This window comes from Novosphingobium sp. (genome assembly GCF_036803765.1).
GTDB lineage: Bacteria > Pseudomonadota > Alphaproteobacteria > Sphingomonadales > Sphingomonadaceae > Novosphingobium.
Map to the genome: position 1 here is coordinate 85,897 of NZ_DAIRTS010000007.1, position 14,030 is coordinate 99,926.

General features: G+C 68.1%; 13 protein-coding genes. 8 read left to right on the plus strand and 5 right to left on the minus strand.

The window, feature by feature from the left end:
* Position 1: 1 nt before the first annotated feature.
* Both leuB and recO read right to left on the minus strand, forming a co-directional pair.
* On the minus strand, positions 2-1,057 hold the full coding sequence (leuB, locus tag V7Q48_RS06540) for a 3-isopropylmalate dehydrogenase (RefSeq protein ID WP_333836988.1): 1,056 nt from the start codon (positions 1,055-1,057) through the stop codon (positions 2-4).
* A gap of 14 nt (positions 1,058-1,071) precedes the next feature.
* On the minus strand, positions 1,072-1,743 hold the full coding sequence (gene recO / locus V7Q48_RS06545; protein WP_333836989.1) for a DNA repair protein RecO: 672 nt from the start codon (positions 1,741-1,743) through the stop codon (positions 1,072-1,074).
* 87 nt (positions 1,744-1,830) lie between these two features.
* Between recO and apaG the strand changes: the two genes are divergently transcribed.
* From apaG to V7Q48_RS06565, 4 genes are all read left to right on the plus strand, one after another.
* Positions 1,831-2,229 (plus strand): Co2+/Mg2+ efflux protein ApaG, encoded by a 399-nt coding sequence (gene apaG, locus V7Q48_RS06550; protein WP_333836990.1) that lies wholly within the window; start codon positions 1,831-1,833, stop codon positions 2,227-2,229.
* Between the two features lie 40 nt (positions 2,230-2,269).
* Positions 2,270-3,097: a LysR family transcriptional regulator gene (locus V7Q48_RS06555; protein ID WP_333836992.1), complete on the plus strand. Its 828-nt coding sequence runs from the start codon at positions 2,270-2,272 to the stop codon at positions 3,095-3,097.
* Between the two features lie 130 nt (positions 3,098-3,227).
* Positions 3,228-5,141, plus strand: coding sequence for a putative bifunctional diguanylate cyclase/phosphodiesterase (locus V7Q48_RS06560; RefSeq protein WP_333836993.1), 1,914 nt, complete (start codon positions 3,228-3,230; stop codon positions 5,139-5,141).
* 131 nt (positions 5,142-5,272) lie between these two features.
* The gene (locus V7Q48_RS06565) at positions 5,273-6,907 is read left to right on the plus strand and encodes a sulfatase-like hydrolase/transferase (RefSeq protein WP_333836994.1); all 1,635 of its coding nucleotides are present in this window, start codon (positions 5,273-5,275) and stop codon (positions 6,905-6,907) included.
* Between the two features lie 18 nt (positions 6,908-6,925).
* On the opposite strand, the gene V7Q48_RS06570 is transcribed toward V7Q48_RS06565, so the two are convergent.
* Complete coding sequence (locus tag V7Q48_RS06570; protein ID WP_333836996.1) at positions 6,926-8,197, minus strand: multidrug effflux MFS transporter; 1,272 nt, start codon at positions 8,195-8,197, stop codon at positions 6,926-6,928.
* Between the two features lie 66 nt (positions 8,198-8,263).
* On the opposite strand from V7Q48_RS06570, the gene dinB reads away from it, so the two are divergent.
* Complete coding sequence (gene dinB / locus V7Q48_RS06575; RefSeq protein WP_333836998.1) at positions 8,264-9,469, plus strand: DNA polymerase IV; 1,206 nt, start codon at positions 8,264-8,266, stop codon at positions 9,467-9,469.
* A 438-nt stretch (positions 9,470-9,907) separates the two neighbouring features.
* Here the strand turns inward: dinB and V7Q48_RS06580 are convergent, their stop codons facing one another.
* Together V7Q48_RS06580 and nhaA are read right to left on the minus strand one after the other, a co-directional pair.
* Positions 9,908-10,363, minus strand: a complete 456-nt coding sequence (locus tag V7Q48_RS06580) for a Dps family protein (protein WP_333836999.1) — start codon at positions 10,361-10,363, stop codon at positions 9,908-9,910.
* Between the two features lie 99 nt (positions 10,364-10,462).
* Positions 10,463-11,638 carry a Na+/H+ antiporter NhaA gene (nhaA, locus tag V7Q48_RS06585; RefSeq protein WP_333837000.1) on the minus strand — a complete coding sequence of 392 codons (1,176 nt, stop codon included), beginning with the start codon at positions 11,636-11,638 and terminating at the stop codon, positions 10,463-10,465.
* 234 nt (positions 11,639-11,872) lie between these two features.
* Between nhaA and V7Q48_RS06590 the strand changes: the two genes are divergently transcribed.
* From V7Q48_RS06590 to V7Q48_RS06600, 3 genes are read left to right on the plus strand one after another with little or no spacing between them, the layout of a single operon-like run.
* The gene (locus V7Q48_RS06590) at positions 11,873-12,322 is read left to right on the plus strand and encodes a hypothetical protein (RefSeq protein WP_333837002.1); all 450 of its coding nucleotides are present in this window, start codon (positions 11,873-11,875) and stop codon (positions 12,320-12,322) included.
* 38 nt (positions 12,323-12,360) lie between these two features.
* On the plus strand, positions 12,361-13,275 hold the full coding sequence (locus tag V7Q48_RS06595) for a sulfite exporter TauE/SafE family protein (RefSeq protein ID WP_333837004.1): 915 nt from the start codon (positions 12,361-12,363) through the stop codon (positions 13,273-13,275).
* Positions 13,272-14,027: a TIGR02186 family protein gene (locus V7Q48_RS06600; protein WP_333837006.1), complete on the plus strand. Its 756-nt coding sequence runs from the start codon at positions 13,272-13,274 to the stop codon at positions 14,025-14,027. The genes V7Q48_RS06595 and V7Q48_RS06600 overlap by 4 nt, the downstream gene beginning before the upstream one ends.
* The last annotated feature ends 3 nt before the right edge of the window (positions 14,028-14,030 follow it).

The window sequence follows — 14,030 nt, forward strand, 5'->3', positions numbered from 1 at the left end:
CTTACAGCTTTGCGAGCACCGCGTCACCAATTTCCGCTGTCCCGGCATGGCCGCCAAGGTCGCGGCCGAGCACGCCATCGGCCAGCGTCGCCGCCACCGCGCGCTCGATCCGGTCGGCCGCATCGGCAAGACCGAGCGAATGGCGCAGCAGCATCGCCGCCGACAGGATCGTCGCCATCGGATTGGCGAGGCCCTGGCCGGCGATGTCGGGCGCCGAGCCGTGGATCGGCTCGTAAAGGCCGAAGGTGCCGAAGTCGGTCTGCCGCTCGCCCAGCGAGGCCGAGGCGAGCAGGCCGATCGAGCCCACGCACATGCTCGCCTGGTCCGAGAGGATGTCGCCGAACAGGTTGCCGGTGACGACGACGTCGAACTTGCCCGGCGCGCGCACCAGCTGCATCGCCGCATTGTCGACGTACATGTGCTCGAGCGCGACCTCGGGGTAGTCCTTGGCGACCTCGACGATCACGTCGCGCCACAGCTGCGAGGTTTCCAGCACGTTGGCCTTGTCGACCGAGCACAGGCGCTTGCCCCGGCCCATCGCCGCGCGGAACGCGACATGCGCGATGCGGCGCACTTCGCTTTCGCTGTAGGACATGATGTCATAGCCCTCGCGCTCGCCGGTGGCGGTCTTGCGGAAGCCCTTCTCGCCGAAATAGACGTCGCCGTTCAATTCGCGCACGATCAAGAGGTCGATCGCGCCGGCCACTTCGGGGCGCAGCGCGGAATGGTTCTCGAGCCCGGCGAAGACCTTGGCGGGGCGCAGGTTGGCAAACAGGGTCAACGCCTTGCGCAGGCCCAGGATCGCCTGTTCGGGGCGCAGGTGGCGTTCGAGGGCGTCGCAGTCGGGGTCGCCCACTGCGCCGAACAGGATCGCGTCGGACTCGTTGGCCAGCGCCAGCGTCTCGGGTGGAAGCGGATGGCCGGTGGTCTTGTAAGCCACGCCGCCGACGAGCCCTTCGGCCATGCCGATGCCAAGATCGAGAGCCTCGATCACGCGGACCGCTTCGCGCGTCACTTCGGGGCCGATGCCGTCGCCTGGCAAAACCGCAATCTTCATGGCCGTTCCTCTTGCTATCCGGTTCCGATCCGCTTGAGCCTGTCGAGCAGAATCGTGCGGGCCGCCATAACATCGCGCCGCCGTTCGGCAAGCAGGTGGGTGGCGATGCCCGCGCCCTGCCGGTCGAGGCGGGCCAGCAATTGCGCCCAATCCTCGTCGGCAGGCGGCGCGGGCGCCAGGCCCGCGCCGGCCTCGCGCAGCAGCAGCGCCTCGTACCCGGCCAGCGCGCGCGCCCAACCGCGCGCCGAGGGGGCCAAGCAGATCGCATCGAGCAGCGCAGCCAGCGCCTGGTGCAATCCGGCGGCCGGCAGGCCCTCGGGCAGGGCGGCGGCGGTCAGCGCACAAGCCCAGGCGATCCCGGCGCTGGCCAGCGGCTCGCCCAGCCACGGACCCCGGCTCGCGACGAGTTCGACCCGCGCGCCGGGCAGGCGGCCATCGCCGCGCTGGAGGATTTCGGCGGCGACGAGGTTGCCGGGGATGAGCACGGGGCGCAGTGTGCGCCCGCGCGCGCCGCCGACATAGGCAGCGACCAGTCCCTGTGCCGCCGTCAGGAATCGCACCACTGCGCCATGTTCCCCATGGGGCAGGACGGCGCAGACGATGTCGGGGGTCGCGTCGTGAGAGGGGGCTGTCCCCGCGCCGCCATCCGGGGAACTGTCGGGCAATGGCGGGGTGTGTCCTGGCATCCGCGATGCTGTGCCGCGCCCCGCACGCACGGGCAAGCGCCATTTCGGTCATTGGAACCAGCGGCCGCTTGGGTTATTCTGATGGGGATGAAGCAGCTTTTCCACCACGCCGCGATCACGCATGGGGTCACTGTCCGCGTCGCGGTCAGCTATCTGCCCGAGCAGTCCCGCGTGGCCGCCGGAAAGTGGTTCTGGGTCTATCACATCCGTATCGAGAACGGCTCCGACCAGCCGCTGCAACTCGTGACGCGGCACTGGCGCATCACCGATGGCAACGGCCATGTCAGCTTCGTCGACGGCGAAGGCGTTGTCGGCGAACAGCCGCGGCTCGCCCCCGGCCAGTCGCACGATTATGTGTCGGGTTGCCCGCTCGGCACGCCGACGGGCAGCATGGAAGGGCACTATGCCATGCGCGCCGACGATGGCGCCCTTGTCGACGTGGCGATCCCCTTCTTTCCCCTGGCCGCGCCTGCTACGGCAACCTGACCACACGAGTCGTGGGCAGAGCAGGGGTATTATCAACGACATGAAGCGGACCCATCTCCCGCTTAACGGATTGCGCGTGCTCGATGCCGCGGCGCGCCACCTCTCGTTCACCCGCGCGGCCGACGAACTCGCGGTGACGCCGGCAGCGGTCGGCCAGCAGATCAGGGCGCTGGAAGATCTGCTCGGGGTCGTCCTGTTCCGCCGTACCTCCAAGGGCCTCGAACTGACCGACGAGGCTGCATCGGGCCTCGATGCCATCCGCGAAGGCTTCCTGCGCTTCGAGGAAGGCGTGCAGGCGATGCAGGCCGGCCAGTCGAGCCACGTCTACACCATCGCCTGTCCTCGCGACTTCTTCGCCGCCTGGTTCAGCCAGCGCCTCGCCGCGTTCCGCGCCGAGAATCCTGCACTACGCTTCTCGCTGGTCGGCGGCGACGGCGACATCGACTTTACCGAAGCCAACCTCGATCTGGCAGTGCGCTGGGCCGAAGGGCCGGGCGAGCTTGAGGGCATACCGCTTGGGGCGCCACAGACCGTCGTCGTTGCCGCGCCCGGTTTTGCCGATGCCGGCGAGCGCAGCAACGAGGAGGGCGCCTGGATCGGCTGGCCCGGCGATCCCACGCCTGCCGGCGAGGGGCGCGACGTTGCGTTCTCGGTCGGCGATGCCGGCACGGCGATCAGCGCTGCCGCCGCGGGCCTCGGCAAGGCGCGCGTACCCTATCAGCTGGCGGAGTATGCACTCGGCACCGGGCGCGTCATTGCGCTGGGCGAGATCGAGAGCGGACGCCGCGGCTACTGGCTCGTGGCCCCGCTGCCGCAGTGGCGCCAGAAAAAGGTCAAGGCGCTCATCGCCGCGCTGACCGAGGGCTGAACTGCATACACCTTGTTAACGATTGGCGTCCTAACTTCGCCGCATGGCGCCGTATCGAAAAAAGACAGTCGTTAACCATCGGACGGGCCATCGCGGGTTCGTCCAGCGGTTGGGCGTTTCGCTCGGCGGCGTGTACTGGCGGGGTTATCGCGGCGACGCGATGGTCGCGGCCTATGCCAACAGCCTGGCCCGGCGCCTGCCGATCATGGCGATCCTCCTCGTCCTTGGCCTCGCCGCGATTCAACTGCGCTACGTCGGCACCGTGCACTGGCAGTGGCTGGTCCCGGGCATGGCGCTCAGTGTCCTGACTTTTGCGCAAGGCTGGCACTGGCTGCCCCGCCGGGTGGAAGCACGATCGCTGGATCGCCGCGCGCGCGATCTCGCCTGGCTGCCCCTCGACGTCGGCATGCGCGTCGCGATCGCCGTGGCCTGGGCCTTGTCGCTCTATCTCACCGGCAACGAATCCCAGCGTACGCTGGTGCAGGTGTTGCTGGCCATGCTGTCGGTGGTCGGCCTGTTCGGTTTTGCCCACCACCCGGCCACTTCGACCCGCATCGTGCTGGTCTCGGTCCTGCCGAGCATCGCGGTGTTCCTCTATACCGACGGCTGGAACGCCTTGCCCGTCTCGCTGGTGCTGATCGGGGTCAACGCCGCGCTGGCGATCGTCGCGTTCAGCTACCATGCCGATTTCGTCCGGCTCGAGTTGTCCCGCCAGCAGCTCGCCCGGCGCGAACGGACCGCGGCGCGGCTGGCCGATGCCCATTCCGAGCAGGCATTGCGCGACGCCCTGACCGGCGGCCTCAATCGTCGCGGCATTCTCGCCCGGATCAAGCAGGAACTCGCCGATGGCCCGACCCGTCGCGCGGGCACGCAGCCCTGGCTGGCGCTGATCGACCTCGACGGGTTCAAGCACATCAACGATACCTACGGCCATGCGGCGGGCGACGATGTGCTGCGCGCGGTCGCGGCGCGGATCGACACCATCGCCGGTGTGGTGGCCCACGGCCGGCTTGGCGGTGATGAATTCGCGATCCTCTTCGATGGCGCGCTCGACGAAGCCGGGGTGGGCGCGGCGGCGCACAATCTGGCCCAGGCCGTGCGCCAGCCCGTCGCGCATAACAACGTGCTGTTGCGGCTTCATGCTTCGACCGGCCTGCATCGCATGGAGGGCGCCGATCTCGGCCCGTGCCTCGAACGCGCCGACGCGGCCCTCTACAAGGCCAAGGCGCGCGGCGAGGGCGCGATCGTGGTGTTCGGCGACGACGACGAAGTCGCACTCGCCCAGCGCGCCTTCCTGACCCGCCGGTTCAACGATTGCGCGCTCGATGCCCGCCTGCGCGTCCTCTACCAGCCGTTTTTCGACAACGACAGCGGCGCACTGATGGGCTTCGAGGCTTTCGCCCGCTGGTCTCCCGATGGGCAGAGCTGGCTCGCCCCGGGGGATTTTCTCGATCTCGCCAATGCCACCGGCCGCACCGGCGAACTGACCCGCGCCGTGCTCAGCCGCGCTCTGGCCGAGTGCGAGGCGTGGCGGGACGGGCTGACGCTCGCCGTCAACCTGACTCCGCGCGACGTCACGCGCGAGGGTGCGGTAGAGGCGCTGACCGCGCTGGTTCACGCCGCCGGGGCGGACCCGTCATGCATCCTGCTCGAAATGAACGAGAAGGCGCTGCTCGGCGACCCACGCCGCGCGCTGGCCCAGATGCAGGCGTTCCGTGCCGCAGGCTTCCGCCTCGCACTCGACGATTTCGGCGCCGGGTGGTCCAGCCTGTCGCAGCTGCGCGACCTGCCCTTCGACATGGTCAAGATCGACCGGGCTCTGGCAACGGCGCTTACCACCGACCCCGGCGCCCGCGCCATCGTCAGCACGATCGTGACGCTGGCCTGGCAGCTCGACATGGAATGCCTGATCGAGGGCATCGAGACCGAAGCCCAGGCGGCCACTGCTCGCGCGCTCGGCATCCGCCTCATGCAGGGCTATCACTTCAGCCGCCCGGCGTCCGCGCTCGTGGCCCAGGCGATGACAGGCCGTGCGGTCGCATGATGCACCGCGCATCACTGGCATAGATGGTGTTTCATAAGATCAATCAATTTCATACAAGGTGACGGCGGTCGTTACGAAGGCTCCCTAAGTTGCCGGACCGGCGCGGTCATGGCTGAAACGGGAGACTTGCCGTGACCCACCCCACCGGATTCAACCGCCGCGACGTTCTGGGAACGCTGGCCGGCGCCGCCGCCGGGTCGCTTGTCGGCCCCATGGCTGGAGCGGCGCAGCCGATGCCGGGGGGCGGCGTGGGGGGCGGTAGCACCGCCACGGGCAGCCGGCCCAATCTCATCCTCTATTTCATCGACGAATGCCGCGCGGATGCGCTGGGCACTTATGGCAACCCCGTCTGCAAGACACCGAACTTCGACATCCTTGCGCGCCAGGGCACGATGTTTGCCGATTGCCACGTGCAGTTCCCGGTCTGTGGCGCCTCGCGGTGCAGCCTGCTGACCGGCCTGCCGCCGTCCGAGACAGGTCATCGCAGCCTGTACTACTTTATCCGCCGCGACGAGCCGAACCTGTTCCGATACCTCAAGGAGGCGGGCTACGACACTTACTGGTTCGGCAAGAACGACGCCTTCGCCCCTGAAAGCTTTCCGCTCAGCCTGACCGAATGGCACGACCTGCCATGGCGCATGCCGCGCATGAAGCTGGGCGCTGGCAAGCCACCGTGGTTGACGGGGGAGCCGCTGACCATGCGCTTCGAGGCTACGCTCGACCGGCGCGAGACGACCGATTATCTGCTGCTTCAGCGCGCCATCGCCATTCTGGAGCGCCGCGAGAAGGACAGGCCTTTCTGCATGTTCCTGCCGCTGGTGCAGCCGCATCCCCCCTATCTGGCGCCCGATGGCTTCGACACGCTCTATCGGCCGCAGGACCTGCCGCCGCTCGCCCCGCCGGATCTTGCCGGCAAGCCCGATTATCACACCGCGATCCGCAAGGCCTATCACCTCGACAAGGCGACCGACCTCGAATTCCGCAAGGTTCGCGCGACGTACTATGGCCAGGTCAGCTACGCCGACTGGCTGCTGGGCCAATTGCTCGAGGCGCTCGACCGGACAGGCCACACCAAGGACACCGTGCTGATCGCCGGATCCGATCACGGCGATTATGCCGGCGACTACGGATTGATCGAGAAGTGGCCGAGCGGGCTCGAAACCTGCCTCACCCACGTACCGCTGGTGGCACGGATGCCGGGCGGCGCATCAGGGCATGTCGTCAACGAGATGGTCGAGTTGTACGACATCATGGCGACCTTCCTCGATCTCGGCGAGGTAACGCCGCGCCACACGTTCTTTGCGCGCAGTCTCGTGCCGCAGCTCAAGGGGGCCAAGGGCGATCCGGGCCGGGCCGCTTTTACCGAGAGCGGTTACGACACGTTCGAGCCGCAGGCGTTCGAACCGTCGGAGCCAGGCGCGCCGAACATGTATTCGGCCAAGCACGACCTGCAGAACCAGCATCCCGAAACCGTGACCCGCGCCGCCAGCATCGCAACGCCCGAGTACAAATACATCGCACGCCCGGGCGGGCAGTCCGAGCTCTACGATCGCCGCAAGGACCCGCTCGAGACCCGCAACCTGATCGACAGCCGCAGCCATGCCAAGGTTCGCGAGGGGCTACAGCTGCGGCTGATGAACCGCTACATTTCGACCACCGGGGTTCCGCCGATGGACCGCGACGGCCGCGAAATGCCCGAGTTCGAGCCTATGAGCACGTTCTCGCCCGAGCAGAAGCGGCGCACAAGGACGGTGCTGGACCAGTAAGAGGACCCGCCCGCGGCGTCAGTGCACGTCGACGACGACGATGCGCTCGCCGCCCGGCGGGATCAGCCGGCGGAACAGGCGCCCGCGCTCGCTGTAGAGCACGAGGCACAGCGAGAGGATGCCGCTGGTCAGGAACGCGATCGCTAGCGGACGCGCGCTGTTGTCGTAGAGCTGCCCGATCGCGATGCCGACCAGCGAGCCGACGAGCGTGCGCAGGAACAGCTGCATCGAGCTTGCCGCGCCGGCGATGCGGGCGAAGGGCTGGAGCGCGATCGAGCTGAAGTTGGCACCGATGAAGCCCAGCGCGCAGACATTGGCGGCAAGCACCGGCATGAAGGTGATCAGCGTCTGGTGCGGACTGAACGCCAGGTACACCTGTACCCCGCTCAGCGCGATGCAGATCAGCAGTGCGGTCTGCGACACGCGGCGCGCACCAAAACGCTCGACGATCCGCGCGTTGAAGAAGTTGGACACCGCCAGCGACAGGGCGGTCATGGCGAAGAGCAGCGGGAACAGCCGCCCGGCGCCGAAGTGTTCGGCGACCAGCTGCTGCGAGCTGTTGACGTAGCCGAGCATGCTGCCGAACGTCAGCGACGCGCCGAGGACATAGCCGATCGACGAGCGTTCGACTGCGGCACCAAGCATGTTGCGCGCGATCGTCATCGGCAGGATCGGCTGGCGGTTCGCCGCGTCCATGGTCTCGGGCAGGCGGTAGAATACCCATGCGCCCATCACCGCGCCCAGCAGCGCCAGCACGCCGAAGATCCAGCGCCAGCCCGCGAACAGCAGCACGAACTGGCCGACCGTGGGCGCCAGCATAGGCACGACCATGAACACCATCGACACGGTCGAGAGCGTGCGGGCCATCCGATCGCCGGCAAAGCGGTCGCGCACGATGGCAGCGGGCAGCACCGCGACCCCGGCGCTTGCCACGGCATGGATGGCGCGCAGGCCCAGCAGCGCGTCGAAACTGGGCGCCAGCGCGCAACCGGCTGCCAGCAACACGTAGAGAACTAAGGTCACCAGCAGCACCGGGCGCCGCCCGTGGCGGTCCGCCAGCGCACCGGGCACCAGCGCACCGATCCCGGCGGCCACGAGGAACACGCCGACCACCAGCTGGCGCCGGTTGGGGTCGCTGACGCCGAGATCCTGCGCGATCTGGGCAAGGCCGGGCAGCATCGCGTCGATGGCGAGCGCCTGGAGAGCCATCAGCATCGCCATCATGGCGATGAATTCGCGTTCGCCCAGCGCCGGCCGAGGCGGGGTTTCGGCGGAAGTGTTCGTTCGCATGATGGCCCTATAGGCAGGTCGGTCTTGCCATTCCACGACTTAGTTGCGATTTTTGCAGCGATCCCGATGCGCGCACCGCTGTCTCCTCCCGATCCCGGTGCCCCGAGCGCCGGGGATGCCACATCCGCCGGCGCCCCCGGCATCGCTGTGCCCGGCTCTGACTTCGGCGCCGAGTCCGACGAGGCCATCGGCCTGCGCAAGATCATCCATGTCGACATGGATGCCTTCTACGCCAGCGTCGAGCAGCGCGACGATCCGTCGCTGCGCGGACAGCCGGTGGCGGTGGGGGGAAGCGCAGGCCGCGGCGTGGTGGCGGCGGCCAGCTACGAAGCACGGCGCTATGGCGTGCGATCGGCGATGCCGTCGGCACGCGCAGTGCAACTGTGCCCCGACCTGATCTTCCGCCGGCCGCGCTTCGAGGTCTATCGCGCGGTCTCCCAACAGATCCGGGCGATCTTCCTCGACTATACCCCGCACGTCGAGCCGCTGTCGCTCGACGAGGCGTACCTCGACGTGACGCGCGACTTGCGTGGCATCGGCTCTGCGACGCGCATCGCCGAACTGATCCGGCGGCGGATCCGCGCCGACACCGGCCTTACTGCGAGCGCGGGGGTGTCGTACAACAAGTTCCTGGCCAAGCTGGCGAGCGACGAGAACAAGCCCGACGGACTTTGCGTCATCCGCCCGGGCGAGGGTGCGCGCTATGTCGCCGGCCTGCCGGTCGCCCGGTTCCACGGCGTCGGGCCGCGCGGGGCAGAACGCATGGCCTCGCTCGGCATCGCCACGGGGGCCGACCTTGCGCGCATCGACATCGCCACCTTGCGCCAGCATTTCGGGGCGCAGGCGGATTACCTCTACCGGGCCGCGCGCGGCATCGATTTGCGTCAGGTGCGGGCGGACCGGCCGCGGAAGTCAGTGGGGGCGGAGCGCACCTTCGACCGCGACATCTCGACCGGCTCGGTGCTGCGCGCCACGCTCGAGACCATCATCGACCTGACGTGGGATCGTATTGCCCGCGCCGACGCGCGCGGCCGGACCGTCACGCTCAAGCTCAAGTTCCGCGATTTCCAGGCGATGAGCCGCGCGAAGTCGCTGACCTCGGCCGTGGCGGATCGCGAGGCCTTCGCCGATGTCGCGCGCCAATTGCTCGACGCGGTCCTGCCATTGCCCCAACCCATCCGCCTCATGGGCCTGACGCTCTCGAACCTCGATGACGCGGAGGGCGATACCCCCGCCAGCCCGGCGGGAGGGCAGGTCGAGTTGCCATTCTGAGCGCGGCTATCGCGCCGTTATCGATGCAATCGGCAGGGGTTTGGGGAAGGTTTGCGGATAATCCTGCCCGCACCAGGCGCGGGAGGCATTCATGGAGCCGACTTCATCAGGGCTGCCGCCGCAAGCGGGGGTGGCGGCCGCTTGTCCATGCGGTGATCCTGAGTGCGCAGGCGTGCGGCCCTGCGGGGTCCTCGTCGTCGGGCAAGGGCCTGGCGGACTCGAGGTGATCCTGCGCGAAGGGACGAGCGCGCTTTGCCTGATCGCGGTATCGCAAACCTTGGGCCGCATTGCGCTGTGGCGGCGAATGCCTCGGGCGGCATTCGATCGGTTGCGGGCACAGACGCGTGGGGGCGGTGCCTGAAACGCGAAGCGCCCGCCCGGCACGAGGGCAGGGCGGGCGCTTTCAAAAACGGCCGGGGTGTGGCCGTTTCTATACAATCAGGCAGCGATCTGCCCCAGGAACCACACGCGCTGTTCGGCCTGGTCGGTCCAGTCGTCGGCGGCACCTTCGGTGGCATTGTCGCCGGCCTCGGTGGCGGCAGCCTTAACCGCGCGGATGGCCTCGACCAGCTTGGCGTTGTCGTCGCGCAGCGTGCGGACCATGTCCATCGCATCGACCTTGGCGCGGTCGTCATCGGCAATGGCGGTCTTTCCTGCGATCGCGCCGATCGAGGTCAGCGTCGAGCCGCCGTTCTTGCGCACGCGCTCGGCGATGATGTCGGTGAGGGAGAAAAGCTCGGTCGCCTGCGTGTCGAACAGCAGGTGCAGGTCGTGGAACTGCGGGCCGGCGACGTGCCAGTGGAAGTTCTTGGTCTTGAGATAGAGCGCGAAATAATCGGCGAGCAGCCCGTTGAGGCTGTCGATCAGGGCTTTCTTGGCGTTGTCACCGGGCATGGCACTTCCCTTTCCTTAGGCGGCGTTTGCTGCGTAGTACCCTCGATAGGGCACCATAGTTTCATGACAATATGGACATGGGGTTATCGGTGTTTTCGATCATTGGCGGGCGGGCGCAAGGCGCAGCACGAGAGCGCCTGCCAGGGCGGAAAGCAGCGAGCCGCCGAGGATGCCGAGCTTGGCCTCCTCGACCAGCGCCGGGTCGGCGGGGAAGGCCAGCTCCGCAATGAACAGGCTCATGGTGAAGCCGATGCCGCACAGCAGCGCGAGGCCCCAGACATGCAGCAGGCTCGCCCCCGATGGGCGGGCCGCGATGCCGAGCCGTTCCGCGCCGACCACTGCGCCGAAAACGCCAGCCTGCTTGCCCACGAACAGCCCTGCGGCAATGCCCATCGGCAGGGGATCGAGAATGGCGGCAAGGCCCCCGGCGCCCAGCGCGACCCCGGCGTTGGCCAGGCCGAACAACGGCACCACCACGAAACCGTTGACCGGAACCAGGGCATGCTCGAGCCGCAACAACGGCGAATCGCCGTGCTTGTCGAGCTTCATCGGCACGGTCATCGCCGCGAGCACCCCCGCCACCGTCGCGTGGACGCCCGAATGCAGAACGGCAAGCCACAGCAGGACCGCCAGGACGGCATAAGGGGCCACGTGGCTGACCCCGCGGCGGTTCAGGGCGATCATGACCGCCAGCACCGCAAGCGCGGCGGCAAGCCAGCCCAGCGCCACCCCGCTGGTATAGAACAGTGCGATCACCACCACGGCACCAAGGTCGTCGACCACCGCGACCGTCAGCAGGAATAGCCGGATCGAGGGCGGGACGCGCCGGCCGATGAGCGCGAGCACGCCCATGGCAAAGGCGATGTCGGTCGCGGCCGGGATGGCCCAGCCCCCGTGGAGTGCTGGCGTACTGCGCGTCACGAACAGGAACACGAGGGCGGGGGCCGCCATGCCGGCCAGTGCGGCTATCACCGGCAACCGGCGCCGGCGTGCATCCGACAGCGCGCCACTCACGACCTCGCGCTTGATCTCCAGCCCGACGACGAAAAAGAACACCGCCATCAGCCCGTCGTTGATCCACGCATGGAGCGTGCCGAGGTGGGCAATCGGCGTGAAGGCGAGGTTGTCGTGGAACAGAGCGTGCCAGCCGTGCGCGGCGGAGGAATTGGCCAGCACCACCGCGAGCGCGGCGCAGACGAGGAGCAGCACGCCGGGGGCGGCCTCGTGCCGCATCAGGGCGCGCAGCCCGGAGGGTGCGGAGCGGGGTTCCGCCATATTCGATCCATTCCTGCGGGTTGGTAGCGTTGTCACGTCAGCGCGGGAACCATACTCTGGCAGGTGGGGAATTGGCCGTCAAATCGGATGGGGCCAGACGGGGATATGATAACGCACTCTGCGGCCCGGCTGCGGTGGGCAGCCGGCGCGTGCGCGGGCTGTCCCCCGATGACCGGTCCGGAACGCTTGCCACGCGCTCGCACTTGCGGGGCCGGCCACGGCGGTGGCGCTGCCGTGCTGCTTCCGCTGTCTTCGCAAGTCGAGCCTGCGCACGATGCGATAGCGCGGTGTCTGGCCGAGTGGCCGCATCCGGGCAACCGCATCTACATCGGCTGCCACCGGACGGATCATGCCGCCATCGCCGCCGCGATGGATGCCTCCAAGACAGGGGCTGCCGATCGCAGGGTTCGCATCGTCTTCCACGATCTGGCGTTAGAAGATGCCGGTTGCCGAGGCCTGGACTGCCTGGGGCTGGCCAGCCTGCTCGACGCCCTGTCCATCGACGAGGCGCGGCGTGGCGCGACATTCGATACCCTGGCGATTCCCGCCCCCGGCATGGATGGCCGGGCACCCGGTTGGCGCTGCCTCGACCGGGCGCGGGCCGATGACGTGATGATCGTGTTCGCGCGTGCCGGCTTGCAGGTGCCGGCATGGCAAAACGAGCGCGCATTTCCGCGCTGCTGAGGGTGGCATTTGGCGGCCCACCGCCTAGAGTGGCGGCGATGGATGTCTATCTTCCGATCGCCAATCTTGCGGTCAACGGCCTGGTCATCATCGGGTTGGGGGCACTGACCGGCCTGCTCTCGGGCATGTTCGGCGTGGGCGGGGGATTCCTGACGACGCCGCTGCTGATTTTCTACGGCGTCCCGCCCACAGTCGCGGCCGCATCCGCCGCAAGCCAAGTGACCGGGGCCAGCGTGTCGGGCGCATTCGCCCATGCCCGGCGCGGCGGGATCGACTACCACATGGGCGCCGTGCTGGTGGCAGGCGGCGTCCTCGGCACCGGGATCGGCGCACTGTTGTTCCGCCTGCTCCAGGCCCTCGGGCAGATCGATACGGTCATCAATATCCTCTATGTCCTGCTGCTTGGCGGGATCGGCGGGCTGATGGCCCACGAAAGCGTCACCACCCTGCGCGCGCAGCGCCGCGGCGTGGCCCCGCCCGCGCGACGGCGGCGCCACCATCCGCTGGTCGCCAGCCTGCCGCTGCGCTGGCGCTTCTATCGCTCGGGTCTCTATATCTCGCCGCTGGCCCCGCTACTGCTCGGCATGGCGACCGGCGTGCTGACGATGCTCATGGGCATCGGTGGCGGCTTCATCCTCGTGCCCGCGATGCTCTACATTCTGGGCATGAGCACGAATGTCGTGGTCGGAACCTCGCTGTTCCAGATCCTGTTCGTGACCATGGCGACGACGATGATGCACGCACTGACCACGCATGCCGTCGATGTCGTGCTGGCGGGCATGCTGCTGGTCGGCTCGGTCTCGGGCGCGCAGATCGGCGCGCAGTTCGCGCAGAAGGCCCGGCCCGAACAGTTGCGCCTGCTGCTTGCGGTCATCGTGCTGGCGGTGGCGCTGCGCATGGCGGTCGGGCTCGGCTATCGCCCGGACGAGATCTATACCGTGGTGCCGTTGTGATCCGCGTTCTGGCCCTGCTGGCAGTGCTTCTATTGACCGGCGGCGCGCGCGCGCCGATCCTCGTGCCGGAAATCTCGCAGCACCGCGTCGAGGTGCGCCAAGGCTTTACCGGCGCGGACCTTCTCCTTTTCGGCGCGATCCTCGACCCCGGCGGCACGCGCGCGGCGCAGGATTACGACATTGTCGTGGTGCTAAAAGGGCCGGTGCAGTCGATCGTCCTGCGCGAAAAGCGCAAGGTGGCGGGAATCTGGGTCAATGCCGACAACACGGAATTCCGCTCGGCCCCCAGCTTCTTCGCCATCGCCGCCTCGCGCCCGCTGCGCCGCATCGTCGATGAAAAGACCGCCGCGATCTACGAACTGGGTCTCGATCGGCTGCAGCTTTCGCCGATCGGCACGATCGACCCGGAAGACCAGCACCGCTTCTCCGCCGGCCTCGTCGACCTGATGCGGCGGCAGGGTCTCTATCGCGAGGACGATCACGGCGTCACGATCAGCAGCCAGGTTCTGTACCAGGCGCGGATCGCGCTGCCCTCGCAAGTGCGCACCGGGACTTACACCGCCGAGACCTTTGCGATCCGGCAGGGCCGAGTCATCACCTCGGCCGTCACGCGCGTCGATGTATCGAAACAAGGTTTCGAGCGGTTCGTCGCCAACCAGGCGGATGGCAACGGCCTGTTCTACGGGCTTTTCGTCGTCGCCGTATCGGTGGGCATGGGCTGGGTCGCCGGCCGGCTCTTCGCGCTGATCTGACGC